This window comes from Salinispora oceanensis (genome assembly GCF_000383575.1).
Classification (GTDB): domain Bacteria; phylum Actinomycetota; class Actinomycetes; order Mycobacteriales; family Micromonosporaceae; genus Micromonospora; species Micromonospora oceanensis.
Window position 1 is genome coordinate 2,912,822 of record NZ_KB911579.1, and the last position, 25,006, is coordinate 2,937,827.

General features: G+C 69.3%; 20 protein-coding genes. 16 read left to right on the top strand and 4 right to left on the bottom strand.

The annotated features are described in order from the left end of the window. Positions 1 to 51 precede the first annotated feature (51 nt). A complete protein-coding gene (locus tag SALPAC4_RS0113690; protein WP_019870805.1) occupies positions 52 to 1,119 on the bottom strand; it encodes a LacI family DNA-binding transcriptional regulator in 1,068 nt (355 codons plus the stop codon). A 342-nt stretch (positions 1,120 to 1,461) separates the two neighbouring features. On the opposite strand from SALPAC4_RS0113690, the gene SALPAC4_RS0113695 reads away from it, so the two are divergent. From SALPAC4_RS0113695 to SALPAC4_RS0113745, 11 genes are all read left to right on the top strand, one after another. Continuing rightward, positions 1,462 to 2,763 carry an extracellular solute-binding protein gene (locus tag SALPAC4_RS0113695; protein ID WP_027644504.1) on the top strand — a complete coding sequence of 434 codons (1,302 nt, stop codon included), beginning with the start codon at positions 1,462 to 1,464 and terminating at the stop codon, positions 2,761 to 2,763. Positions 2,764 to 2,874: 111 nt separating this feature from the next. Further along, complete coding sequence (locus SALPAC4_RS0113700; protein ID WP_027644505.1) at positions 2,875 to 3,888, top strand: carbohydrate ABC transporter permease; 1,014 nt, start codon at positions 2,875 to 2,877, stop codon at positions 3,886 to 3,888. After that, positions 3,888 to 4,832 (top strand): sugar ABC transporter permease, encoded by a 945-nt coding sequence (locus tag SALPAC4_RS0113705; protein WP_020113500.1) that lies wholly within the window; start codon positions 3,888 to 3,890, stop codon positions 4,830 to 4,832. Before SALPAC4_RS0113700 ends, SALPAC4_RS0113705 begins: the two co-directional genes overlap by 1 nt. A gap of 59 nt (positions 4,833 to 4,891) precedes the next feature. Continuing rightward, on the top strand, positions 4,892 to 5,233 hold the full coding sequence (locus tag SALPAC4_RS0113710; protein ID WP_018741951.1) for a hypothetical protein: 342 nt from the start codon (positions 4,892 to 4,894) through the stop codon (positions 5,231 to 5,233). 291 nt (positions 5,234 to 5,524) lie between these two features. Next, complete coding sequence (locus SALPAC4_RS0113715; protein ID WP_019870809.1) at positions 5,525 to 6,586, top strand: BMP family lipoprotein; 1,062 nt, start codon at positions 5,525 to 5,527, stop codon at positions 6,584 to 6,586. A 252-nt stretch (positions 6,587 to 6,838) separates the two neighbouring features. Then, complete coding sequence (locus SALPAC4_RS0113720) at positions 6,839 to 8,374, top strand: ABC transporter ATP-binding protein (RefSeq protein ID WP_317888991.1); 1,536 nt, start codon at positions 6,839 to 6,841, stop codon at positions 8,372 to 8,374. Beyond that, positions 8,371 to 9,684, top strand: a complete 1,314-nt coding sequence (locus SALPAC4_RS0113725; RefSeq protein ID WP_019870811.1) for an ABC transporter permease — start codon at positions 8,371 to 8,373, stop codon at positions 9,682 to 9,684. Before SALPAC4_RS0113720 ends, SALPAC4_RS0113725 begins: the two co-directional genes overlap by 4 nt. Positions 9,685 to 9,689: 5 nt before the next feature. Then, positions 9,690 to 10,970, top strand: coding sequence for an ABC transporter permease (locus tag SALPAC4_RS0113730; protein WP_019870812.1), 1,281 nt, complete (start codon positions 9,690 to 9,692; stop codon positions 10,968 to 10,970). Positions 10,971 to 10,982: 12 nt separating this feature from the next. Continuing rightward, positions 10,983 to 11,687, top strand: coding sequence for a cytidine deaminase (locus SALPAC4_RS0113735; RefSeq protein ID WP_019870813.1), 705 nt, complete (start codon positions 10,983 to 10,985; stop codon positions 11,685 to 11,687). 90 nt (positions 11,688 to 11,777) lie between these two features. Then, on the top strand, positions 11,778 to 13,058 hold the full coding sequence (locus SALPAC4_RS0113740) for a thymidine phosphorylase (protein ID WP_019870814.1): 1,281 nt from the start codon (positions 11,778 to 11,780) through the stop codon (positions 13,056 to 13,058). A 118-nt stretch (positions 13,059 to 13,176) separates the two neighbouring features. After that, a complete protein-coding gene (locus SALPAC4_RS0113745; protein WP_019870815.1) occupies positions 13,177 to 13,830 on the top strand; it encodes a DUF4272 domain-containing protein in 654 nt (217 codons plus the stop codon). Here SALPAC4_RS0113745 and SALPAC4_RS0113750 read toward each other — a convergent pair. Next, entirely contained in the window at positions 13,827 to 14,714 is an 888-nt protein-coding gene (locus SALPAC4_RS0113750) for a putative RNA methyltransferase (protein WP_027644506.1), read from the bottom strand. The two genes, SALPAC4_RS0113745 and SALPAC4_RS0113750, sit on opposite strands and share 4 nt — an antisense overlap. A 170-nt stretch (positions 14,715 to 14,884) precedes the next feature. Between SALPAC4_RS0113750 and SALPAC4_RS0113755 the strand changes: the two genes are divergently transcribed. The 5 genes from SALPAC4_RS0113755 to SALPAC4_RS0113775 all read left to right on the top strand — a co-directional run bounded on the left by SALPAC4_RS0113755 (position 14,885) and on the right by SALPAC4_RS0113775 (position 21,494). Next, positions 14,885 to 15,979 carry an adenosine deaminase gene (locus tag SALPAC4_RS0113755; protein WP_019870817.1) on the top strand — a complete coding sequence of 365 codons (1,095 nt, stop codon included), beginning with the start codon at positions 14,885 to 14,887 and terminating at the stop codon, positions 15,977 to 15,979. Between the two features lie 575 nt (positions 15,980 to 16,554). Then, positions 16,555 to 20,025 carry a sensor histidine kinase gene (locus SALPAC4_RS0113760; protein WP_019870818.1) on the top strand — a complete coding sequence of 1,157 codons (3,471 nt, stop codon included), beginning with the start codon at positions 16,555 to 16,557 and terminating at the stop codon, positions 20,023 to 20,025. Beyond that, positions 20,022 to 20,426 (top strand): roadblock/LC7 domain-containing protein, encoded by a 405-nt coding sequence (locus SALPAC4_RS0113765; RefSeq protein WP_011904728.1) that lies wholly within the window; start codon positions 20,022 to 20,024, stop codon positions 20,424 to 20,426. Before SALPAC4_RS0113760 ends, SALPAC4_RS0113765 begins: the two co-directional genes overlap by 4 nt. Positions 20,427 to 20,521: 95 nt before the next feature. Further along, positions 20,522 to 20,902, top strand: coding sequence for a DUF742 domain-containing protein (locus SALPAC4_RS0113770; RefSeq protein WP_019870819.1), 381 nt, complete (start codon positions 20,522 to 20,524; stop codon positions 20,900 to 20,902). A 1-nt stretch (position 20,903) separates the two neighbouring features. After that, entirely contained in the window at positions 20,904 to 21,494 is a 591-nt protein-coding gene (locus SALPAC4_RS0113775; RefSeq protein WP_026271447.1) for a GTP-binding protein, read from the top strand. Between the two features lie 269 nt (positions 21,495 to 21,763). Here the strand turns inward: SALPAC4_RS0113775 and SALPAC4_RS0113780 are convergent, their stop codons facing one another. Together SALPAC4_RS0113780 and SALPAC4_RS0113785 are read right to left on the bottom strand one after the other, a co-directional pair. After that, the gene (locus SALPAC4_RS0113780; RefSeq protein WP_019870820.1) at positions 21,764 to 23,998 is read right to left on the bottom strand and encodes a hypothetical protein; all 2,235 of its coding nucleotides are present in this window, start codon (positions 23,996 to 23,998) and stop codon (positions 21,764 to 21,766) included. Positions 23,999 to 24,060: 62 nt separating this feature from the next. After that, positions 24,061 to 24,981, bottom strand: coding sequence for a hypothetical protein (locus tag SALPAC4_RS0113785; RefSeq protein WP_019870821.1), 921 nt, complete (start codon positions 24,979 to 24,981; stop codon positions 24,061 to 24,063). Between the last annotated feature and the right edge of the window lie 25 nt (positions 24,982 to 25,006).

Genomic DNA, 25,006 nt, shown 5'->3' on the forward strand with positions numbered 1-25,006 from the left:
ATTGGTCGGGGCTTGCGTCCGGGGGAACCCGACGGGCGGACGGCGGGGTGTTCAGACCGAGACCGCCAGGGGGGACGGGGCGGGGGCACCGGGGTCAACGCCGGGCGTCCGGGCGACCGCGGTCGAGCCGCGTACCACCAGCTCTGGCCGGAACAGGTACTCCGAGTGTGGCGCGGCGTGCCCGTTGATCTCGTCCACCAGAGCCTGGACGGCGGCAACCGCCATCGCCGCGACCGGTTGGCGCATGGTGGTCAGGGGTGGGTCGGTGAAGGCCATCAGCGGGGAGTCGTCGTATCCGACGACGGAGATGTCGCGGGGCACGGCGAGCCCGCGCTGCCGGGCGGCGCGGATGGCACCCAGCGCCATCGGGTCGGAGCCGCAGACCAGGCCGGTGACGCCGCGGTCCAGCAACCGGGCGGCGGCGGCCTCGCCTCCCTCAACGCCGAAGAGGGAGAGCTCGGTCAGCTCGGTGAGCTCGGCCGCGGAGACATCGGTGCAGCGCCGCATGGCGGCCTTGTAGCCGGCGACCTTGCGCTGCACCGGGACGAACCGGTCCGGTCCCGTGATCAGGCCGATCCGTCGGTGTCCCAGCGCGACCAGGTGGGTGACGGCCAGCTCGGCGGCCTCCCGGTCGTCACAGGAGATGAAGGGCGCGGGGAGGTTCGGCGCGTAGCCGTTGACCATGACGATTGGCAGCGGGCGGGCGATCAGTGCGCGGTACCGCTCATGGTCGGCGGCGGTGTCGGCGTGCAGGCCGGAGACGAAGACGATGCCGGAGACCTGTCGGTCGAGCAGCATCTCGACGTACTCATCCTCCCGGATTCCCCCGGGGGTCTGGGTGCACAGCACGGGGGTGAAGCCGGTTGGTGCCAGGGCCGACTCGATGATCTGCGCGAAGGCGGGAAAGATCGGGTTGTCGAGCTCCGGAACGACCAGGCCCACCAGTCCGGCGCAGCGTTTGCGCAGCCGGGCTGGGCGTTCGTAGCCGAGCACGTCGAGGGCGGTGAGGACGGCCTGTCGGGTCTCGGGCGCCACTCCGGGTCGGTCGTTGAGCACCCGCGACACGGTGGCCTCACTGACCTCTGCCTGCTGGGCGATGTCGGACAGTCGAGCGCGCATGGCGGCACTGTAGCTCACCGGATGGTTCTTGCGCTGACGGGAAAGTTCTTGCAGTCGTGCGTTCCGAGGCTGCTAACCCGGGCCGAGGCCGGCGTGTGGGCGGTCTGCGCCGAGGAGACCGCATCGAGCAGCGTCAACGCAGCGGGGGTCCTGGCGGCCGGGGGGTGGCGGCCGATGGCCGGCCGATGCCTGGGCCTGCCGTTTTGTCGCGCAAGCCCGGCATGAGAGGAGTCTAGATGACAAGATGGCCCCGGTTGTTGCAAGACCGTTCGCAAAGGGTTTCTAACTTAGAAAACTCTTGCTAGTGTCCCGCCGACACCGGCAGGCAATCTAGGAGCGAACATGCGTCGCACAGCCAAGGGAGTCGCCGTACTCGCCTCCGCCGCCCTTGCTCTGACCCTCGTCGCCTGTGGCGAGGACGAGCAGAGCGCGGGGGAAGGGTCAACGACCGACCCCGCAGCCATGAAGGCCGAGCTGACCTGGTGGGACACCTCGGACCCGAAGAACGAGGGTCCGGTTTTCCAGGAGCTGATCGCCAAGTTCAACCAGGCCTATCCGAACGTGAAGATCAATTATCAGTCGGTCCCGTTCGGTGAGGCACAGAACCAGTTCAAGACGGCAGCACAGGCCGAGACCGGCGCGCCGGACATCTTGCGGGCGGAGGTGGCCTGGGTTCCGGAGTTCGCCTCGCTGGGCTACCTCTACGCGCTGGACGGCTCCGAGCTGCTCGCCGACGAGTCGGACTTCCTGGCTACTCCGCTCGCCTCGAACAAGTACGACGGCAAGACCTACGGCGTCCCGCAGGTAACCGACACGCTCTCGCTGATGTACAACAAGAAGCTGTTGGCCGAGGCGGGTGTCGCCGCCGCGCCGACGACCTGGGCCGACCTGAAGACCGCCGCCCAGGCCGTCAAGGAGAAGACCGGCGCGGACGGCCTCTACCTCAATCCGGAGGGCTACTTCCTGCTGCCGTTCCTCTACGGCGAGGGCGGGGACCTGGTGGATGTCCCGGCCAAGAAGATCGTCGTCGGCTCGGACCAGAACGTGACCGGGCTGAAGATCGCCAAGGATCTGATCGACAGTGGCGCGGCGGTCGCGCCGCCCGCGACGGACTCCTACGGAACCATGATGACCCTCTTCAAGGAAGAGAAGGTCGCAATGATCATTAATGGTCCCTGGGAGGTCAACAACGTCTCGCAGGCTCCGACCTTCGGCGGCGTGGAGAACCTCGGCATCGCCCCGGTCCCCGGCGGCTCGGCCCGGGCCGGCGGTCCGGTCGGCGGGCACAACTACACCGTCTGGTCCGGTATGCCGGAGGAAAAGGTCGAGGCCGCAGTCGCCTTCGTGGCCTTCATGAGCTCCGCCGAATCACAGGCATTTCTCGCTGAGAAGCTCGGGTTGCTGCCGACGCGCAAGTCGGCCTACGAACTCGACGCGGTACGGAGCAATCCGATCGTGGCCGCGTACCAGCCGGCCGTTGAGGCCGCGGTCAGCCGCCCCTGGATCCCCGAGGCCGGCCAGTTCTTCGAACCGCTGGACCAGATGGCCACCGAGGTCCTGATCCAGAACCGGGACCCGAAGGAGTCGCTCGACGAGGTCGCGAAGAGGTACCAGGCGGAGGTCGTCACCGCGTACGGCTTCTGATCCACCCGCCGGCGGGCAGAGGCCGGCGACGATTCGTCCCTCGGCATCCGGCCGGGCCGGCGACCGCTCCGGTCGCCGGCCGGTCGGCTCACCTACTGGAGCTCAGCTGATATGCGCACCGTGACCGCCGCGCCAGCGTCCGCGCCGCCGGACCGTCGCCCCACCCGCCCGTCTCGACTTCGTCGTAGCTGGGACCGGAACTGGTACGCCTGGGCGATGGTCCTGCCGGTGGTGATCGTCCTGGCAGTCTTGATCTTTTACCCGCTCGGCCGGGGAATCTGGCTCTCCTTCACCAACCTCAACGAGGCCAACCAGGTGGCGGAGATCTGCACCAAGTCGATCACCGGCGGTGAGGTCTGCGAGGAGAACCCCAACCGGTGGCAGTATGTGGGTCTGGACAACTACGTCCGGGTCCTCACGGGCCAGGTTGGCCGGTTCTGGGAGTGGACCGGGATCACCCTGATCTGGACCTTCGTCGGTGTCGCCTTCCACTATGGTCTCGGGCTTGGCCTCGCCATCCTGCTCAACCGCCCGATCCGTGGCCGTGGCCTCTACCGGGTGCTGCTGGTGCTGCCGTGGGCGGTGCCGGCCTTCGTCAGCGCCTTCGCCTGGAAGTTCATCTTCAACGAGCGCTTTGGCCTGGCGAACTCGCTGCTCACCGGGCTCGGGGTCGACCCGCTCCCGTGGTTCTCCGAACGGTGGACGTCACTGTTCACCGCGATCGTCACCAACGTCTGGCTCGGCGTGCCGTTCATGATGGTGGCGCTGCTCGGCGGGCTGCAGACCATTCCCGGTGAGCTCTACGAGGCGGCGGAGATCGACGGCGCGTCGCCGTGGCAGCGGTTCCGGGCCATCACGATGCCGGGTCTGCGGTCGACCAGCATGACCGTGATCCTGCTCGGCACCATCTGGACGTTCAATCTCTTCCCGGTCATCTTCCTGGTGACCGAGGGAGAGCCGGCTGGAGAGACCGAGATCCTGGTGACCGGCGCGTACCGGGCCGCCTTCGAGGGCATTCGCAACTACTCGCTCGCCTCCACGTACGGCGTGTTGATTCTCTCCATTCTCTTGGTCTTCTCCGTGTTCTACCGGCGGGCACTGCGTAAGCAAGGCGAGGTGTGGTGATGAGCCAGTCGACCAGCTCCGGGATGGCCGCGTCCACGGCGGGGACACCGGCGGCCCCGATCAGGGCCGGGGCCACGCCGACCGCCCGGGCCGAGACCACGCGGCGTGCTGGCCGTAGCCGGCGTAGCCCGGCGACGTCGCTGCTGCTGCACGGGACCTTGATCGTCGCGTCGCTGGTCGCGATCGGTCCGATCGTCTGGGTGCTGCTCTCCTCCTTCAAGCCCGGGTACGCGGTGCAGAGCACCGACCTGACCCTGGTCCAGGATCCGACCCTGGCGAACTACCGCTACGTGCTTTTCGACACCAGCTTTCTGCGGTGGCTGCTGAACTCGGTGATTGTGGCCGCCGGCACGATGGGGATCGGCATCTTCCTCTCGGCGACCACCGGTTACGCCGTTTCCCGGTTCAACTTCCCGGGCCGCCGTCCGTTGATGATGGTCTTCCTGGTCACCCAGATGTTTCCGGTGGCCATCCTGATCGTGCCGATTTACACGATCATGGCGCGGCTCGGGTTGATCAACACGTTGCCGTCACTGGTGATCGCCTACCTGACCATCGCCGTTCCGTTCTGCTCCTGGATGCTGAAGGGCTACTTCGACTCCATCCCCACCTCGCTGGACGAGGCGGCGGCGCTGGACGGCTGCGGCCCGTTCGCCACCTTCTGGCGGGTGGTATTGCCGCTGGCCCGTCCGGCCGTGGCGGTCACCGCCTTTTACACCTTCCTCACCGCGTGGGGGGAGGTCGCGTACGCGTCGGCCTTCATCCAGACCGACAACCAGTTCACCCTGGCGTACGGGCTTCGGCAGTTCGTGCCGCAGTACAACCCGCAGTGGGAGTACCTAACGGCGGCGGCGGTGCTGGTGACGATCCCGGCCGGGCTGGTCTTCCTGGTCGCCCAACGGCACCTGGTCTCGGGTCTGACCGCGGGTGGTACGAAGGGCTGAGGCGCCGATCGACCGAGCCCCTCTACTACGACTCGTCGTTGTGGGGGAGGATAGGCCGCGTGGAAGCTCTACGACTCACCCTCCGTTACATACACCTGATCGGGTTCGCGCTGTTACTCGGTGGCGCGGTGGTGCAGTACCTCAAGGGCAGGTTCCGGATCAACCCGGCCATGCTCTGGGGTGCGACGCTCACGTTGCTGACCGGAATCGGCCTCTCCGCACCACTGCGGGACGGAGGTGAGCCGGATCCCGCGAAGCTCGTCACCAAGCTGTCGCTCGCGCTGCTCATCTTCGTCATGGTCTTCTTCTCCCGGAAGCGGGAAGCGGTCAATCGTGGACATTTCCTCGCGATCATCGGGCTGACCCTGGTCAACGCTGCGGTGGCGGTCTTCTGGCGGTAACGTCCGACTGGGGGTACCTCCCCTGCACGAGGAACCCCTGCAGCGGAGAGTTCGTCCCACCCGCGCTCCCTTTGACCGGCATGTCGAGTGACCGAAAACCCCCAGGATCACGTCGGGGTAACAGGCACTCAACAGTCACGCATGATTGCCGGCCGGGGTAGGTGCCGGGGCGTACGCTCGGCGTCCGGAACGTGGGACACCGGCGGCACAATGCAGGCCGGTTCACAAGGGCTGCCACCGTGGTGGACGCGGTGCGCAACGGAAGGAGTCGTCTTGCGCTCGGTGCGTGGGATGCGGATCGCCTCAGTCTTCGCGGTGGGTGGCCTCGTGCTGGCCGCCTCCGCCTGCGGTGAGGCGCCCGAGGAGAACAACGCCGGCAACGGCGGCGAGAAGTTCAGTGCCTGCATGGTGACCGACGTCGGCGGGATCGACGACAAGTCCTTCAACACCTCGGCCTGGCAGGGCTTGGAGGCAGCCAAGGCCGAGAACAAGGACATCGACATCAAGTACGTCGCGTCGAAGGCCGAGGCCGACTACGAGCCGAACCTGACGCAGTACGTCAACCAGGACTGCGACTTCATCCTCGCCGTCGGTGGCCTGATGGGGGGCGCCACCGCCAAGATCGCGGAGGCGAACCCGGACCAGCAGTTCGGCATCGTGGACACGAAGTTGCCGCAGAGCAACGTCTACCCGATGCAGTTCGACACCGCCCAGGCCGGCTTCCTCGCCGGTTATCTGGCCGCCGGCTTCAGCCAGACCGGCAAGGTGGGCACCTACGGCGGCGAGAAGATCCCGCCGGTGACGATCTTCATGGACGGCTACGTCGACGGGGTCGACCACTACAACCAGGCCAAGGGGAAGGACGTCCAGGTCCTGGGGTGGGACAAGGCCAGCCAAGACGGCTCGTTCGCCAACAGCTTCGTCAAGCAGGACGAGGGCAAGAAGGTCAGTGACGCGCTGGTCGCCCAGGGCGCGGACATCATCATGCCGGTCGCCGGCGGTGCGGGCCTCGGCACCACCGCGGCGGCCCAGGCCTCCGGCGGCAAGTACAACACCATCTGGGTCGACGTCGACGGCTGCGAGAGCACCTCGAACTGCCCGGCGATCATCACCACCGTGGTGAAGAACATCCCCGGCGCCGTTCAGGAGGCCGTGCTCAAGGCCGCCGCCGGCGAGAAGCTGGAGGCGAACCCGGGCTTCACGGGCACGCTGGCCAACGAGGGCGTCTCGCTCGCGCCGTACCACGATTTCGACAGCGAGATCCCGGCCGAACTGAAGGCCGAGGTCGACAAGCTGAAGGCGGACATCGCCGCTGGCCTGATCAAGGTTGAGTCGAAGTCCCAACCGCAGTGAGCTGATGCCGGCTCGCCGTGGTGAGATGCTCTACCAAGCCGTTCGGCGAGCGGCACCGCACGACGATCCGGCCGCCTTGGCGCCACGGGACCTCCCGCTGGCGCCGGGGCGGCCGATCGGCTCCACCACGAGTGTCGTTGCCGGCGTACCGGCAACTCCCCCGCACCATCGCTTCGTACCCGGGAGGTTGCGCTGAGACTCGAACTGCGCGGCATCACCAAACGCTTCGGTGACCTGGTCGCCAACGACCACATCGATCTCACGGTGGAGCCGGGGGAGATCCACGCCCTGCTCGGGGAGAACGGCGCGGGTAAGTCGACCCTGATGAACGTGCTGTACGGGCTTTACCAGCCCGACGAGGGCGAGATCCTGGTGGACGGGAAGCCGCTGCAGCCGCGCGGCCCGGCGGACGCCATCGCGGCCGGGATCGGGATGGTGCACCAGCACTTCATGCTGGTACCGGTCCTCACCGTGGCCGAGAACGTCATGCTCGGGGCCGAGCAGGTCCGGGGTGGCATCGTCGGCTTCCTCGACCGCCGACGTGCCCGGCGCGAGGTAGCGGAGGTCTCCGCCCGCTACAACCTCCAGGTCGACCCGGACGCGACCATCGAGGACCTGCCGGTCGGCATCCAGCAGCGGGTCGAGATCGTCAAGGCCCTCACCCGCGACGTTGACCTGCTCATCCTCGACGAACCGACCGCGGTGCTCACGCCGCAGGAGACCGAGGAACTGCTCACCGTCATGCGGGAGCTCAAGGCCGCTGGTAGGTCGATCGTATTCATCACCCACAAGCTCGGCGAGGTGAAGGCCATCGCCGATCGGGTCACCGTGATCCGGCGTGGGCGGACCGTCGGCACCGCCACGCCAGAGGCGAGCCGGGACGAGCTGGCCGCCCTGATGGTTGGCCGCACCGTCCGGCTCACCGTGGACAAGCAGCCCGCGACGCCGGGCGAGCCGGTTCTCGAGCTCTCCGGGCTGGTGGTTGACGACGACCGGCAGGTACGTGCGGTGGACGGCGTTGACCTATCCGTGCGCGCGGGTGAGGTGCTCGGTATCGCCGGCGTGCAGGGCAACGGCCAGACCGAGCTGGTCGAGGCGGTCATGGGGCTCCGTCCGCTGCTCGCCGGCTCGGTGCAGCTGGGCGGGGAGCGGATCGACGACTGGTCAACCAAGGAGGTCCTCCGCGCGGGCGTTGGCTACGTGCCTGAGGATCGCAGTGTTGACGGGTTGGTCAAGGAACTCAGCATCGCGGAGAACTTGGTGCTGGACCTGTACGACCGACCGCCGTTCGGCCGGGGGCTCGCGCTCCGGCCGGAGGCGATCAAGAAGTCGGCGCAGGAGCGGATCGCCCAGTTCGACGTCCGTACCCCGTCGGCGGAGGCGGCGGTCGGCACGCTCTCCGGCGGGAACCAGCAGAAGGTGATCGTCGCCCGGGAACTGTCCCGGCCGCTGAAACTCCTCATCGCCGCCCAGCCGACCCGCGGCGTTGATGTCGGCTCCATCGAGTTCATCCACAGTCGGGTCATCCACGAGCGGGATGCCGGAACCGCCGTCCTCCTCGTCTCCAGTGAACTCGACGAGGTGATCGGCCTGGCGGACCGGATCGCGGTGATGTATCGCGGCCGGATCATCGGCATCGTCGGCCCGGACACCCCCCGCGAGGAGATCGGCCTGCTGATGGCGGGCATCACTCCGGACCCGGCGGACGCCGGGGCGAACGGAGCGACGGCGGGTACCGACGGCGGGGCGCCCAGCCCGTCGGGCCCCGGCAGCGAGGACGAGGCATGACCAACGCAGAGTCCGGCTCCCCGGACAAGGAACCGGCGACCGCGGACCAGGCGGCCAGGATGGCGGTCGACAACACCGAGCGAGCCGAGCCGACAAGTCAGCAGCCACCGGAGCGCCCCACGCTCGGGCGGCTCTTCGTGGCGAATCTCTGGGCCGCCAACACCTTCACGGTGACATTGCTGTCGCTGGTCCTGGCGATGATCGTCGGCGGCATCCTGATGATCGTCTCCGATCCGGACGTGCTGGCCACCTTCAGCTACATCACCGCCCGCCCGGCCGACGCCCTCAACGCCAGCTGGACGTTGGTCAGCGAGGCGTACGGGAACCTGTTCAAGGGCGCGGTCCTCGACCCGGACGCGGTCGGTCTCACCGCGGCGCTGAGCCCGATCTCGGAGACGCTGACCTACACCGCCCCGCTGGTCTTCACCGGTCTCTCCGTGGCGCTCGCCTTCCGTGGCGGCCTGTTCAACATCGGTGCCCAGGGGCAGGCCACGATGGGCGTCATCGCGGCCGGGCTGGCCGGGTTCCTGCTGCCGCTGCCGGCCGGGCTGCACCTGCTCGTCGCGGTGTTCGCCGGTGCGGTCGGCGGTGCCGTGTGGGGTTTCATTCCGGGGATCCTCAAGGCCCGCACCGGTGCCCACGAGGTGATCAACACGATCATGCTCAACTACGTCGCGGGCTACTTCCTGGTGTGGCTGATCGTGCAGAACGGGGTTCAGGACCCGAACCGTACGAATGCCATCAGCCGGCCGGTGGACGCCTCCGCGCAGCTTCCCCGGCTCTTCGGCGACAACCTGCGGGCGCACGCGGGAATCATCCTCGCCGTGCTGGCGACGTGGGCGGTCGCCTGGCTGCTGAACCGGTCGACCCTCGGCTTCGAGCTGCGGGCCGTGGGGAGCAACCCGGCGGCTTCCCGTACCGCCGGCATCAGTGTCACCCGGACCTACGTGTTGGTCATGGTCTTCGCCGGCGCCCTGGCCGGCCTCGGCGGCTCGCAGATGGTGCTCGGCACCACCGCTGCCGCACTGACCCCGCTGGTCGTGGCCCAGATCGGCTTCGACGGAATTCTGGTGGCGCTGCTTGGCCGGGTGAAGCCGTGGGGCGTGTTGCTCGCCGCCCTGCTCTTCGGCGCGCTGCAGGCCGGCGGTAACCGGATGCAGTCGTACTCGGGCGTCTCGCTGGAACTGGTTACCGTGCTCCAGGCGCTGATCGTCATCTTCATCGCCGCACCGGCCCTGGTGAAGGCGATCTTCCAGCTTCGAGCCGCCCGGGCCGCCCGGCCGCAGACGAGCCTCGCGAAGGGCTGGTGACGCGCATGTCCACCATGGCTGTTGACGACGTCGCGGTCGCCCCGGTCAACGAGGGGTTCTGGACCCGGGCCCGGAAGACCGGCCTGGTGCTGACCGCGCTCGGCCTGCTGGCGGTGCTGCTCTTCACCACGCTCGCCGCCAGTGAGCCGGCCCGGTTCACCCTCAGCGAGGATGCCAGCGGCGCCGCGTTGAAGATCAACGGAACGGTCGGCGCGGCCCTCTTCGGGGTGGTCGCCCTCGCCGCCGGTGTGGCGATTCTGGCCGGGCTGCCGAAGCGCTGGTTCACCCTCGTGCTCGGTGTCGGCCTGGTCGGCTTCGTGGTGAGCTTCCTCTGCTGGCAGGTCTCCACCGCGCCGGCCGGGCAGAACTTCATGCCCCTGGTCAACATCGTCCGGGGCACCTTCATCCTGGCTCTTCCGCTGATCTTCGGTGCGCTGGCCGGCGTGCTCTGCGAACGCTCCGGCGTGGTCAACGTGGCCATCGAGGGTCAGCTACTGATGGGGGCCTTCAGCGGTGCCCTCTTCGGCAGCCTCAGCGGCAACCTCTGGGTGGGCCTGGTCGCCGCGGCGGTCGGCGGCACCTTCATCTCGCTGCTGCTGGCGGTCTTCGCCATCCGCTACCTGGTGGACCAGGTGGTCATGGGGATCGTGCTGAACCTGCTCGCGGTGGGCATCACCGGCTTCCTCTACGAGCGGCTGATGCAGCCCGACCCGGCGAAGTACAACAGCGCCCCGCACTTCAGCAACTGGGAAATTCCGCTGCTGTCGGAGATCCCGGTGCTCGGGCCGGCGCTGTTCGCCGGCAACATCTTCCTCTACCTGGGCCTTCTCCTGGTCCTGGTGATTCACATCGGCCTGTTCCGTACCCGGTGGGGCCTGCGTACCCGTTCGGTCGGTGAGCATCCGACCGCCGCCGACACCCTCGGCGTCCGGGTGCTGCGACTGCGCTACCGCAACGTGCTGCTGGCGGGGGCGGTCGCCGGCATCGGTGGTGCGTCATACACGCTCGCCCTCTTCTCGTTCACCAAGAACATGATCGGTGGCAAGGGCTTCATCGCCCTGGCGGCGCTGATCTTCGGCCGGTGGAGCCCGACCGGCGCGCTGCTCGCGGCGCTCTTCTTCGGCTTCGCCGACCAGCTCGCCACCTACCTGAGCGCGATCAACAGCGCCATTCCGAGTCAGTTCCTGGCGATGCTGCCGTACCTGGCGACGATCCTGGCGGTGGCGGGGCTGGTGGGTAGGGTCCGGGCGCCGGCCGCCGATGGAAAGCCGTACATCAAGGGTTGATGGGGATACCAGATGGAGCTCGACTGGGGGCGACTGCGCGCCGCCGCGACCGAGGTGATGCGGCACGCGTACGTGCCGTACTCGAAGTTTCCGGTAGGGGCGGCCGCCCTGGTTGATGATGGCCGCATCGTGGTCGGCTGCAACGTGGAGAACGCGTCGTACGGCATGGCGCTCTGCGCCGAGTGCGGGGTGATCTCTTCGCTGCACGCCACCGGTGGTGGGAGGATCGTCGCGCTCTCCTGCGTTGACGCCACCGGGGAGCCGCTGATGCCGTGCGGGCGGTGCCGGCAGCTGCTCTGGGAACACGGCGGCCCGGAGTGCCTGATCGAGGTTAAGAGCGGAGCGCTGCGGATGGCCGAGCTGCTGCCGCACGCCTTCGACGTGGCGGACCTGGAGGCGGTGACCGGGACGGACCCGGTTCCGGTAGTGCCGGAGCGGCTGGCTGCCTGGCGGGGGCGCGGGACGGTCTTCGTGCACCCGGACCTGTCGGCGGGGCAGCAGGTGTGGACGGCGTATTGGGAACGCTCGGCGGGGGAGGCCGGCGACGGCGACACCGGCGTTCTCGAGGAGGGGCCGAGCTGGGACGATCCAGCGGAGGCGATCACCTGGGGGCTGGCCCGGGTACCCCGGGTTGTGGTGGTGGACGCGGCTGGCACGATCTTCTGGGCGGGTGAGGGCGAGCCGCCGTTGGAGATCCCGATCCGGTGGCCGGGCTGAGCGTACGGGTCGAGGGTCGACCGACGGCGGGACACATCGGAGCGTGCGGGTGGCAGCCCGGGCTGAGAACGTGGGGGAGAGGGTTAGTTCATGGCGGATTTTACGGCGGTTGATGTCATTCGGGCCAAGCGGGACGGCGCGGTCCTCTCCGATGCACAGGTTGACTGGGTGGTGGACGCCTACACCCGGGGCCAGGTGGCGGACGAGCAGATGGCCGCGCTCGCGATGGCGATCCTGCTGAACGGGATGACCACGCCGGAGATCGCCCGGTGGACCGCGGCGATGATCTCCAGCGGGGAACGGCTGGACCTCTCGACGGTCGCCCGGCCGACGGTCGACAAGCACTCGACCGGCGGTGTCGGAGACAAGATCACCCTGCCGTTGACTCCGTTGGTGGCGGCCTGTGGTGCGGCGGTACCGCAGCTGAGCGGCCGGGGCCTCGGGCACACCGGCGGCACGCTGGACAAGCTGGAGTCCATTCCGGGCTGGCGGGCATCGCTGGGCAACGAGGAGTTCCTCGCCCAGCTCCGCGACGTCGGCGCGGTGATCTGCGCGGCCGGTGCCGGTCTCGCGCCGGCCGACCGCAAGCTGTACGCGTTGCGGGACGTGACCGGCACCGTGGAGGCCATCCCGCTGATCGCCAGCTCGATCATGAGCAAGAAGATCGCTGAGGGGACCGGCGCGCTGGTGCTGGACGTCAAGGTCGGCTCGGGTGCGTTCATGAAGTCGGTCGACCAGGCCCGGCAGCTGGCCCGCACCATGGTCGAGCTCGGTGGTGCGCAGGGCGTTCGCACGGTCGCCCTGCTGACCGACATGTCCACCCCCCTGGGGCTGGCCATCGGCAACGCGGTCGAGGTGACCGAGTCCGTGGAGGTGCTGGCGGGCGGCGGTCCGGCCGACGTGGTGGAGCTGACCCTGGCCCTGGCCCGCGAGATGCTGGACGCGGCCGGGCTACCGGACGCCGATCCGGCGGCGGCGTTGCGCGACGGTCGGGCGATGGACGCCTGGCGGGCGATGCTCCGGGCCCAGGGCGGGGACCCGGACGCCCCGCTGCCCACCGCGCCGGAGGTCGAGGTGGTCCGCGCTGAGGAGAGCGGTGTGGTGGCCCAGGTCGACGCGTACGGGATGGGGTTGGCTGCGTGGCGGCTCGGTGCCGGACGGGCCCGCAAGGAAGACGCGGTGTCCGCGCCGGCGGGAGTCCTGCTGCACAAGCGTCCCGGTGATCCGGTCCGGGCTGGTGAGCCCCTCTTTGAGCTGCGGGCCGAGGAGGCCGACCGGATCCCGGCGGCCCGGTCCGAGGCGGTGCGGGCGGTACGGATCGCCGCGTCCGCGCCGGAACAGCAGCCGCTGGTGCTCGAGCGAATCAGCTGACCGTCCGTTCCGTTCCCCGCAGTGGAGGGCTATCCTGCCTGGCCAGGAGGATGATCCGGCCAGTCAGTCCAGATAGACGAGGATGACCGTCGTGGCGGTACCTGCCCCAAACCCCCGAATGGTGCGTGCGGCCAGCCTGGAGGAGTTGTCTCGGCTGGGCCTGCCACTGCCCCCGGAGCACTTTCCACTGGTGTGGGAGCCCGGCGACGAGATCGAGCTGCGCCCGACCGGCGAGCTCGAGACGCGGGTCGCGGTGCTGCACCTCATTCTGGCCCGCTGTTTCGGGATGCCGCCACAGGCCGCGATGAGTTGGCTGCTCGCCTCGCATCTGGTGGAGACAGTCACCCCGCCGGAGTGGCAGTTCGTCACCGGCGGCAAGGGTGACCACCGTTCGTTCGTGTTGCACTATGACGCGTTGTACGCCCTGGCCTGGGTGCTCGGCCTAACCCGGCAGCTGGACCCGACACTGCCGGTGGACGAGCGGCTGGTGGAGCGGCTGCCGAACATACTGGCTGGCGAGACGGTCCGGCACTGGCGGTCCCGAACCCTCACCGCCCCCCGGCATCCGGCGGACGCGGCAGCCCTGCTCGACCTGCACTACTGCCTGGACTGGGCCTATCTCGAGGTGGAGCATGCCCACCGAACACCGCCCGGCCTGGTGGACGCCAATGCGATCGGGCAGCGTCGGTGGGCACTGGAGTGGGCGGTGGTCCTCCGGGGCCCCTACCACGACGAGCCCGCCGGCTGGGAAGAGGTGGATCTCTCCACCTAACGGCGGCCGTGGACGCCGAGCCGGACGGCCACGGTCACCTCGACCGGTTCGGGCAGGGCGGCGATCCGTTCGGTGAGCCCGTCCGGGTCGGTGTGCCAGGCGCTGGGTCCCATCCCGACCAGAGCGGCGATCTCTGGGCGGGTCAACGTCAGCCGGGTGCGGTGTTCGGTCTCCGACTCGGTGGCGAAGCGCTTTCCGAGGTGCCCGGCGACCCGGTCGGGCTTCGCCGGATCCACCCGGAGCAGGCCGAGTGCGCCGACCAACTCGGTGAGGTGGTCGGCGGCCGGCGTGACGACCAGCAACGCCCCGGCCGGATCGAGGACCCGGTGAAACTCCGCTCCGTTGCGCGGGGCGAAGACGTTCAACAACACGGCGACCGACTCGTCGGGCAGGGGCAGCTGCTGCCAGGTGTCGGCCAGTGCCGCCCCGGCTCGGTCATGCGCGCGGGCCGCGCGGCGAAGCGCCGGCTTCGACACGTCCAGGGCCAGGCCGACGGCATCCGGCAGCGCTGCCAGCACCGCGGCGAGATGCCGCCCGGTGCCGGCACCGGGCTCAACTACCAGGGGGTACGCCGCGGCGCTCGCCCCGGGCTGGGGGTGCGCGGCGCGGTGGCGGGCGGCGGCGACTGCGGCCGCTCCGGCCAGTGCCCGGGAGATCAGGTCGTAGTGTCCGGCGGCGAGGAAGTCGGCGCGGGCGGCGACCATCTCGCTGGTGTCCCCGACGTGTGGTGTCCGGCCGGCCAGGAGGTTTACATAGCCCTGTCGGGCCACGTCGAAGCTGTGTCGGCGCGGACAGGCCAGCGTCTGGGTGGTGCCTGCGGTCGCCTCGGCCAGCGGAAGGGCGCAGATCGGGCAGCGCAGCCGGTGGCGGATGCGGGGATCCATGTCGGGCTCCGGCCGGTCGGTGGTGAGCCGGGCGGTCGCCCGGGGAACCGGCATCCTATCGACCCGGTCACCGCGTCGAGCACTGCCGCGCCCGGCTGGCGGGCGTGACCCGAGCAACGCGCCAACGGGTCTGACGCTGTGCAGACGCCGGTGCCGACTAGGGTCTGAACATGGTTGCGACTATCCGGTACGAGGACATCGTCCAGGTTCCCAAGGCGCTGCTGCACGATCACCTCGACGGCGGCCTGCGACCAGCGACGGTCGTCGAGCTGGCCGCCGAGGTGGGGCACGAGTTGCCGACGACCGACCCGGAGGCGTTGGGCCACTGGTTCGTTGACGCAGCCAGCTCCGGCTCGTTGGAGCGGTATCTGGAGACCTTCGCGCACACCGTTCAGGTCATGCAGACGGCTTCGGCGCTGCGGCGGGTGGCCCGGGAGTGCGCGCTGGACCTGGCGACCGACGGCGTCGTCTACGCGGAGGTCCGGTTCGCGCCGGAGCTGCACCTGGAGCGGGGCCTCAGTCTGGACGAGGTGGTTGCGGCGGTGATCGCCGGCTTCGTTGAGGGCAGTGACCTCGCCGCGGCGCAAGGCACGCCGATTCGGGTCGGCACGCTGCTGACTGCCATGCGGCACGCCGCCCGGTCGCAGGAGATCGCCGAGCTGGCCGTGCGGCACCGGGACGTCGGCGTCGTGGGCTTCGACATCGCCGGTGCTGAGGCTGGTTTCCCGCCCACCCGGCACCTGGACGCCTTCGAGTACCTGCAGCGGGAGAACTTCCACTTCACGATCCACGCTGGTGAGGCGTTCGGGCTGCCGTCGATTTGGCAGGCCATCCAGTGGTGCGGAGCGGATCGGCTCGGCCACGGCGTGCGGATCGTGGATGACATCACGCCCGGATCGGAGCCGGTGCTCGGCCGGCTGGCCGCCTACGTGCGCGACAAGCGCATTCCGTTGGAGCTGTGCCCCTCGTCGAACGTGCAGACCGGGGCGGCCCCGTCGATCGCCGACCACCCGATCGGGCTGCTGCGGGATCTGCGGTTCCGGGTCACCGTCAACACCGACAACCGGTTGATGAGCGGCACCTCGATGTCCCGGGAGATGTCCTTGCTGGTGGACGCGTTCGGTTACGGCTGGCGGGAACTGCAGTGGCTGACGATCAACGCCATGAAGAGCGCCTTCATCCCGTTTGACCAACGACTGCAGATAATCGACGAGGTGATCAAGCCGGCGTACGGGCGACTGTTGGCCGGCGCGGAGCGGCAGTAAGGTTGAGTCCCCTACTCACGAGTAGGGGACTCCACCGCTGGCGATGCGCGTAACCTCCGCCAACAACACCCGTTCGGCGAGAAAGAGTAGCGGGCTGGCGACCTTTTTTGTCTGAATGACTGTACAAAATTCGCAGTCGATTGCCTATAATGCCCGGCCGACTCGGCCGGTGCGGGGCTGGAGCGCCGTCCCCCTCTGTCGTGTCAGCGCGCGCGGGGTCGGCGCCGCCCTGTCAACGTGGTTTTCCGTGGTAACTGCAGCGGGTGCGCGGAGTAGCGCGCACCCGTCATGTACATACAGTCGGGAAGTCCGTTTCATCGAGCTATATGCGACTTTCGTCGGCCGGAGGGTTGCCTAACCGGACGGCGCGGAGGGCCGCTCATTGCATTGGGTAATCCTGGTCGTACTCAAAGCGACCGAATCGTCAAAACATCTCACCACGTCCGGGGTTCGGCCCGGGCCGGGCTTTCTCTTTCCGGGGCGGCGTGGTGGAATCTCGGATGGTCCGACCCAGTGGGTGGGTCACCCAGTGTTGCCCGCGGGCAACGAGCAGGCTGCAATCGCGAGGCGGTGACGTGAGCAAACGACCGAAGAAGGCAGGTTCTCTCCTGTCGCGTCTGCGCCGGCCTGCAGGTCGGCTTCGCGACCTGCCGATCTGGTCCAAGCTCGGTCTCATCTTGATCGTGCCGACCGTCGCAACGGTCGTCGTGGGTACCAGTGGCATCGTTGACCACCTGCAGGAACTCAACAATGCCAATCGCTCCGGCGACCTCGCCAGCCTGGTCGCCTACTCGGGTGACCTGGTCAGCCAGCTGCAGGACGAGCGGACGGAAGCGATCCGGCTGCTCGGCGAGGATCAGCCGGCGCAGCAGGAGGAGCGCAGCGCGGCGTATGAGGAGGTGTCCGCCCGCGTTGAGCGGGCGAAGGAACCGTACGCCGAGCGGCGGAGCGAGGTTGAGGACCTGCCCAGCACGCTGGAGAACCAGCTCCGCTTCATCGATCAGACCCTCACCGACCTGCCCGGAACGCGAAGCCAGGTGCTCAACGGTCGGCTCAGCATCACCCAGGCGCAGCAGCAGTACGACGCCCTGCTCGCCGACCTGATCAACGTGCGGGATTCGGCCACCCAGCTGGCCGGCGACTCCGAGCTGAGCGACCGGATGCGGGCCGCGACCGCCCTGACCCGGAACAAGGAGTACCTGTCCCAGCAGCGGGACGTGGTGCACATCGCCCTCAGCCGGCAGCAGCTCACCCCCGAGCTTCGGAACACCTACATCTTCACCTGGACCGGTCAGCGACAGTGGCTGGAGACTTTCGCTGCCGTTGCCGACCGTGCTGACCAGGAGCTGTACGACCAAACGGTCGCCGGTCCCGACGCCCGCGAGGCGGACTCCTACAACAGCAATCTGCGCGGCCTCTCCGATGCCAGGAACCTGACGAGCGCCGGCTTCACACCCGACCAGTGGGATAACGCGATGGTCGCGTACGCCGCCCTGGTCCGGGAGGTGGAGGCGAAGATCGACAGAGACGCCGTCCAGCTCGCGGACGAACTCCGGTCGGCCGTGCAGCTCCAGGTGTTCCTGGAGACCGGGCTGCTGCTCAGCATGCTGCTGCTCGCCATTCTCTTCGCCTACCTGGTCGCTCGGTCGATGGCGCGGGCGCTGCGTGACCTGCGGCAGGGCGCATTCATGATCGCCGAGCACGGGCTGCCGCAGGCCGTCGCCCGACTACGGGAGACGCAGAGCGCCGGCGGCCAGCAAACTCCGGTGCAGCTCGCCAGCCGGATCGCCGAGCCGCTGCCGGTGCGTAGCAAGGATGAGTTCGGCCAGGTGACCGAGGCGTTCAACGCGGTCCACCTGGAGGCGGTGCGTACCGCGGCGGAGCAGGCCGCCCTGCGGGCTTCCGTGGCGACCATGTTCGTCAACCTCGCCCGCCGGTCGCAGATCCTGGTCGACCGACTCATCGGCCAACTCGACCGACTCGAACGGGGCGAGGAAGACCCGGACCGGCTGGCTGAGCTATTCCAGCTCGACCACCTCGCCACCCGGATGCGCCGTAACGACGAGAACCTGCTGGTCCTCGCCGCCGCGGACTCCACCCGTGTGCAGCGGGAGCCGGCCGCCCTGATTGACGTACTTCGGGCCGCCCAGTCCGAGGTGGAGCACTACACGCGGATCGAGTTCGGCGTCATCGATCGCGACATCGAAGTCGCGGCCGCCGCCGTCAACGACCTGGTGCACCTCGTCGCCGAGCTGTTCGACAACGCGACGGCGTTCTCGCCGCCCGAGTCGCAGGTCGTCGTGGAGGCCCGCCGGGTCGGTGACCGCGCCTCCCTCTATGTGGAGGACCGTGGTATCGGCATCAGCCCCGAACAGCTACGGGAACTGAACGAGAAGCTCGCCACCCCGCCGCAGGTGGACGTAGCGGTTTCTCGGATGATGGGCCTGGTCGTGGTTGCCCGGCTGGCGTCTCGGCACGGGGTCCGGGTGGAGCTGCGCCCTGGCGCCGATCGGGGAGCCGTCGCGGAGGTGAGCCTTCCAGCTGGCGTGCTGGTGCCCCGGGCGCTCGCCGCCGGGCCACAGCTGCCCCCCGGCCTGCCACCAATGGCGAACACCAGGTCGACGGCCTCTTTCGAGGCACCTCCCGCAGCGAGTGGTTCCCTCTCCGGCCCCCGTCCGGGTGAGTCGGGCAACCAGGTAACGCTGGGTGGTCGGCCCTTCGACCCAGCCCACAGCAACGGTGCGGGTACGCCCTCGGTCTCGCCGCAGGCGATGCCGGCGTGGTCCGATCTCACCGGTGCGAACAGCGCCACCACCGGCGGTGCGTCCCACACCAACGGGCAGCCGAATGGCGCGTTGCCGCAACGGCACTCCTCGGGTGGGTCGGAGATCGCCGGGCAGCAGCCGGGGATTCCGCGACAGCTGCCGAGTAGCCCAGAGGCCCAGCCGTACGCCGCGCCGCCGACTCCGTACCCCGGGCGGTCGGATTCCGGCCCACCAGCCGCTGGCATGCCCACCTCCGCGTCGCCGGTGTCGGGTACCCCGACCTCCGCGGCACCGGCCTCCGGGCAACCGTTCGCGGCGCCGTTGCCGCAGCGTCCGACCACCACGTCCCCGGGTAGCGCCGCCCCACCGGTGTGGCCACCGGTGCCCGGTGCCGCCGGAGACGCCGCCGCTGCCCCAGCCCCCGAACGGGCTCCCGTAGCCCCAGACCTGACCACCGAGTTGCCCCGGGTGGCAGGTCCGGCCGGCCCTCCGCCCGCCGCGTACCCCGCCGCTCCCACGTCGGCCGGCCCCGCCGCTCCGGTCCCGGGTCCCCAGCCGACTGCGGCGCCGGCGATGCCAACCACACCGCCGACCGCACCGGCTCAGAGCCAGCAGCAGCCGCCGGCTGACGCGACGATGGAGCTGCCGATCTTCCGGGAACTGGAATCGGCTTGGTTCCGGACCCGACGACCCGGCCCAGAGGAGGCAGCCAAGGGCCCCGACGCTGCCGGGGGCGGCGGTGCCAAGGGGTCGGGTGGTGCCGCGACCCAGCAGTTCGCCAGGATGGATGCGGACAGGCAGCAGCAGACACCACCCGCAACGACAGGTAACACACCAATGGCAGAAACCCCGACGACCGGTGGTACGTCGCGTCAGAACGGCACGACAGCAAACGGGGGCACACTCCCCACGGGCGGGTTCACCCAGCGGCGGGGAAGAACGGGTGAAGGCTGGAGCACCGCCGCCGATGATGGTTGGCGGGCCGCTACCGCGGCCAGCGACGTACCGGTGGGGGCGACCACCTCGACTGGCCTGCCGAAGCGCACGCCGATGGCGCAGCTGGTACCGGGCGCGGTGGAGAAGCCGTCGGCGGCGGTTCAGCGTCGCACGCCCGAGTCGGTCCGAGGGCTGCTCTCCGCGTATCACCGTGGGGTCCAGCGGGGGCGCAAGAACCCTTCGGACAGCAACCGGAGCAGCCCGGAGGGGAATCCGGGTGGGCAGTCCTCGCAATCTGGCTCAGGCCCAATGGCCGGGAGCGGGCAGAAGGAGCAAGAAGGATGACTACTACGCAGGACCTCGGCTGGCTTCTCGCCAACTTCGCCGATCGGGTGCCGGGAGTCGCGCATGCGGTCGCCGTGTCGGCGGACGGCCTGCTCCTCGCGGCCTCACGGGACCTTCCGCGGGACCGGGCCGACCAACTGGCTGCCATCGCATCCGGCCTGGTCAGCCTGACCCAGGGAGCAGCCCGCTGCTTTGAGGGCGGTGCCGTTCTCCAGACCGTGGTAGAGATGGACAACGGCTTTCTCTTCCTGATGTCGATCTCGGACGGCTCGTCGTTTGCCGTGCTCGCCGCCCGCAACTCTGACGTGGGGCAGGTCGGGTACGAGATGGCCCTCCTGGTTGACCGGGTGGGTGATGCGTTGACCCCGCAGCCGCGTGCGGCTGCAGGCATGCCGGGCTGATGTTTCGCTGACCGGGTGGTCGGCGGGGCAAGGACAACAACAAGGGGACCGGCCCGCGCCGGCCGGTTCCGGGTGCGAAGGAGGTGAGCGGCGACATGACTGATCATGATGACGAACCGACCGGCGCGTTGGTCCGTCCGTACGCCGTGACCCGGGGTCGCACCCGTCCCCGGCTCGACATCGCGATGGAAGCGCTGATCGAGACAACGGTGCGCGGGCGGGCTGTTGCCAGCGGCAACGGCGGACACGGCCGTGAGCACCAGTACATCGCCGCGCTCTGTGATGGACGTGTGCAGTCGCTAGCCGAGATCGCGGCGCGGATGCAGCTTCCGCTCGGGGTGGCCCGGGTGCTCATCGCCGATATGGCGACAGATGGCCTGGTTGCGGTCCATGAGCCGACCATTCTGGACGACTCGGACGACGTGGTGGGCACTGAACTGCTGGAAAGGGTGCTGAGTGGACTTCGCAGGCTCTGACGTGGCGCGTCCGCCGACCTCGAGCGGCCGCGTGACATCAGCGAAGATCGTCATTGCCGGTGGATTCGGCGTCGGTAAGACGACGCTGGTCGGCTCGGTCTCGGAGATCACGCCGCTGACAACGGAGGCGGTCATGACCTCCGCGAGCGTGGGCGTTGACGACAACCGGCAGGTGCCGGGGAAGTCGACGACCACGGTGGCCATGGACTTTGGCCGGATCAGTATCGACCGAGACCTGATTCTGTACCTGTTCGGTACGCCCGGCCAGACTCGGTTCTGGTTCATGTGGGACGAATTGGTCCGTGGCGCCATCGGCGCGGTTGTCCTGGTCGACACCCGTCGACTCGCTGACTGCTTCGCGGCGATCGACTTCTTTGAGCACCGGCGGTTGCCTTACCTGGTGGCCATCAACTGCTTCGATGGGATGCAGTACCACAACCCGCAGGAGGTGCGGGATGCGCTGGCGATCTCCAGCGACGTGCCGGTGGTGCCATGTGATGCCCGCAACCGAGAGTCCACGAAGCACGTACTGATTTCGCTTGTCGAGTACGTGCTGACCATGCGCCGCTCCCGGGCTGTCGCCCGGGCCTGATTGACGTGCGGGCGGTCCGGCGACGGCAAGGCCGTAGCTGGACCGCCGAGCCGTAGCTGGACGGCCTCGCCGTAGCTGGACCGCCGAGCCGTTCAATGCCGCCGGCCAGGAGTGGCTGCGCCATACCCCGCCCCGTATGCATACCCTCCTCACCTGCGCTACCCACCGATGCCACGGCAGGCCGCCGGGCTGAGGAAGTCGAACAGCCCTCGGCCAACTGCCGAGGGCTGTTTCGCGAGCTAGCGGGTGCTGGGCTCCGGGAACGGGAATCAGGACCGGTATCCGGCCGAGCGGTACTCGTACTTTCGTTCCTCGTCACGGTCACCGGTGTCACGGGTGAAGTCCCAGCCGCCGGCGGCTTCCCGCCCGGGGCGGCCGCCGACCGCGAAGCCCCCGATCTCCTGACCGCGACGCCAGCCGCGGAAGTAGCCGGTGGTGTTCTCCGCGAGGCTGGCCGGATCGCGAACAATCCGCAGCGGCCGGTCGTCCCGCTTCGGTGAACCGGGGACCAGGTTGGCCTGCGGCACCCGGATGGGAAGGCCCGCTGCCGTCTCGGAGCCGGCTGCCGGCTTCGCCGCCTGTTCTGCTGCCTGCTCGGCCGCCTGCCAACTGGTGTCGTTCAGCGACGACCAGTCCACCTCATCGTCTTCGCTCTGACCGACGAACCAGGCCGACTTCGCCTGAGCGAAGATGAGCAGGTCTCCGTCCCCGTCGTCGGCGACCGGTGGAGGACGGTGCTCCACCGGCGCCATGTGCTGCCCGGTGGGGTGCTCAGTGCGCTGGTGACTGTGGGGCCCATCCCGGTCAACGAGGCGGAGCGGTGGCGTCTCGAGCTGTGGGTCGGCCCCGTCGCGTAACGCGCGGTCGGCCAGCGGGGGTGGCTCGACCAGACGCAGCACCGGCGGCTCCTGCGGCATGTCGTCGGCCAGCCACGGCGGCGGCACCCGATTCTCCGCGCCTGGATCGGTCGGAGCGTCCACCCCTTGCCCGCCATACGATTCGGCCAGCGGGTTAAGCGCGGAACTGTCCGCCGGATCCGGATTGTTGACCAGCGGCCAATTCGCCCGCGAGCCCGGAGCGGGATCCCGGGGGCGCGGAGTGGGCACTGGCACGCTGGGGTCGGTCACGCTGAACCCGCCGCTCGGGGTCGGCGATTCGGCTTTCGTGTTGGGTCGTGGCGGGATGACGGTGCGCTGCCGCTCAGCGCGGGCATTCTGGATCGCCGCGGTGGTCAACGTCGCCCGGAACGGCTCACCCGCCTCCGCTGGTGAACTCGAGCCGCGCTGCGACGGCGGGGCCGAGGTGCTGCCAGGCGACGAGATGGGACGGTTCGTCGGGCCGTCAACAGGGCTTGGCGTCGCCTCCGGTTGAGCCGGTGCGGCAGCGCCCGCCGGACCGGCCACAGCCGCGGGTGCGATCGGCTCCGGGGCCACCGGCGGGGGTGCCACCGGCATTGGCGCAACCGGTGGGGGGCCGAGCGGGCGTGGAGAGGGCGGGACAGTCCGGCCCGGCAACGCCTCTGGTTGGGACCGGCGGGTGCCAGCCGGCCAAGTGGGCAGGGCAGGGCTGGTGGACGCGGGGTCGTCGATTGGTGCACCGCGTCGAGCGGCGGCCCGGCGGCCCGGCACCTGAGTGCCCGCCCGGTCATGGAGCACACCGACCAGCGCCTCGCAGCCGACGTCGCAGGCCCGGACCGCGGCGACGGCCTGCCGGACGGTCGTGGCCACCGCTGAGGTGAGGGCCCGGCTGACCGAGGCGCGGCGCGGGGTCTCGGAGACCGCGATCCGGAGGGAGGTGATCGCGGCCTCGGCCACCTCGGGTGCGGTCACGCCATCGGCGGCGAGGTCCGCGACGACTCGGGCGGTCGGCTCGTCGGGCCCGGTGCCGGTCAACATCCCGGGCTCGGGAAGGGCGTCCAGCACCGCCAGCGCAACCGGCTCGGCCGGGTCCGGGTAAGCCTGTAGAGCCGCGGGGAAGAGCTCCCGCAGTACCTCCCGCAGCGCGACCGCGGCCGAATGCCGGCCACTGGCGAGCGCGGCATGCGCGGCGAGGACCGGCTTGTAACCGGCGAGGTCCCGAGGAGCGGGGAGCGCGACGGCGGAGAGTGCACCGGCTTGCAGGGCGCGGGCGAGGCCGATGGCCCGTCGCTGCACCGGCGGTGCCTGCGTCTCCTCCACCGAGTCGTCGTCGGCGAACCGCTCGGCGAAGTCGTCCACCGAGTCGTCGTCGGCGATCGCCAACGGACGACCAGCGGCGCTGACGAGGGAGGTTACTGTGTGGTCGTCGTTGTCAGCGGCGATCGCCGCGCCGCTGGGCCCGCCCGATCGCTCCACCAGCAGCGTGACCAACTGGGCGTAGCCGACGGGGTCGTCGCTGATCTCGCAGACGTGTAGCAGACGACCGGCGTCGTCAACCACAGCGGATGTCAGCGTCGAACCGACGGAAGCTGGCTGCTCAGCCGGATCCGCCGAGGCCAGACCGCAGTACACGCGCACGAGCGCCACGCGTCGTCCTCCTCCCGGGACACAGGTCTTCTCTGCCAGAGAATGATGCTCCCTGGTACGGGTCAGTCGCGCCAGTCCACAACGGCAGAGATCTTGCCGACAATGGTGCGCCAACCCAGGCTTGCGGTTTGTGCCCCGATCTTCTTGAGCCGGCGCCGGCCGCGAAACGCGCCGATCCCCCCGTTGGTGGCCGCCCGTAGCGCCTCGTCCAGGTCGTCGAGGCTGGAGCCGGTGGAGAGCATCTCCAGCACGGCGGGGAGCCGCAGCGCGTACGAGAGGTCACGGGCGATCTCGCCGGATTCGATGAGCAGCGTCGAGTCCCACGCGTCGCGCCCGCCGCGCAGGTTCTCCACGACCAGGTCAAGCTCGTAGGTGTCCTCGTCCAGCGGCGTGATGTCGGCCGGCTCCACCCGCTCGGACAACTCACCCCAACTGTCTAGCTGGGAAAGATCGTTGGGGGCGCCGGAGCGCACAAAGCTGACCAGGGACTCGGCTGTCTTGAAGAGCAACAGCCGGCCCTGGTGACTGAGGAAGACCGGTACCTCTTCGTCGCCCGCGTCGTCCGCGTCGTCCGAGGTGGCCTCCGTGTCGTCCCCGGAGTCGCCATGGGCCTTGCGCTCCTCCTCGTCGCTCTCCGCGAACTCCTGGGCGACCTCCTCGTCGAGGATGACGACCTCGTCGTCGTCCTCTTCGGTCACCACCTGGCGCCGGGCGAGGAAGGGGTCGTCCTGGTCGCGCTCTTCGACGTCGGTCGGCGTCAGCTCCCGAACTGGGCGGTAGGCCCGCAGCGTGTAGCCGGTGCCGGCGGGTAGCGCGATCTCCACCGGGTCGATCCGCAGCTCCGCCCAGAGCGCGCGGGTGGCCTCAGCCGACTCGGCGGCGGCGCCGGAGGCAGCCGAGTCGTCGAGTTCAGGCTCGTCGGAGTCGGGTCGTTGAGGCGACTGGCGGGCCACGCTGACCTCCGTGTGCTTCGGATTGCCCACCCACCAGGTCGACCCGGCGGGTGAC

Excerpts from the sequence above, each read along its gene's own strand:
- SALPAC4_RS0113690 (WP_019870805.1), bottom strand. The coding sequence starts at position 1,119 with ATGCGCGCTCGACTGTCCGACATCGCCCAGCAGGCAGAGGTCAGTGAG.
- SALPAC4_RS0113695 (WP_027644504.1), top strand. The coding sequence starts at position 1,462 with ATGCGTCGCACAGCCAAGGGAGTCGCCGTACTCGCCTCCGCCGCCCTT.
- SALPAC4_RS0113700 (WP_027644505.1), top strand. The coding sequence starts at position 2,875 with ATGCGCACCGTGACCGCCGCGCCAGCGTCCGCGCCGCCGGACCGTCGC.
- SALPAC4_RS0113705 (WP_020113500.1), top strand. The coding sequence starts at position 3,888 with ATGAGCCAGTCGACCAGCTCCGGGATGGCCGCGTCCACGGCGGGGACA.
- SALPAC4_RS0113715 (WP_019870809.1), top strand. The coding sequence starts at position 5,525 with ATGCGGATCGCCTCAGTCTTCGCGGTGGGTGGCCTCGTGCTGGCCGCC.
- SALPAC4_RS0113725 (WP_019870811.1), top strand. The coding sequence starts at position 8,371 with ATGACCAACGCAGAGTCCGGCTCCCCGGACAAGGAACCGGCGACCGCG.
- SALPAC4_RS0113730 (WP_019870812.1), top strand. The coding sequence starts at position 9,690 with ATGTCCACCATGGCTGTTGACGACGTCGCGGTCGCCCCGGTCAACGAG.
- SALPAC4_RS0113735 (WP_019870813.1), top strand. The coding sequence starts at position 10,983 with ATGGAGCTCGACTGGGGGCGACTGCGCGCCGCCGCGACCGAGGTGATG.
- SALPAC4_RS0113740 (WP_019870814.1), top strand. The coding sequence starts at position 11,778 with ATGGCGGATTTTACGGCGGTTGATGTCATTCGGGCCAAGCGGGACGGC.
- SALPAC4_RS0113745 (WP_019870815.1), top strand. The coding sequence starts at position 13,177 with ATGGTGCGTGCGGCCAGCCTGGAGGAGTTGTCTCGGCTGGGCCTGCCA.
- SALPAC4_RS0113750 (WP_027644506.1), bottom strand. The coding sequence starts at position 14,714 with ATGGATCCCCGCATCCGCCACCGGCTGCGCTGCCCGATCTGCGCCCTT.
- SALPAC4_RS0113755 (WP_019870817.1), top strand. The coding sequence starts at position 14,885 with ATGGTTGCGACTATCCGGTACGAGGACATCGTCCAGGTTCCCAAGGCG.
- SALPAC4_RS0113765 (WP_011904728.1), top strand. The coding sequence starts at position 20,022 with ATGACTACTACGCAGGACCTCGGCTGGCTTCTCGCCAACTTCGCCGAT.
- SALPAC4_RS0113770 (WP_019870819.1), top strand. The coding sequence starts at position 20,522 with ATGACTGATCATGATGACGAACCGACCGGCGCGTTGGTCCGTCCGTAC.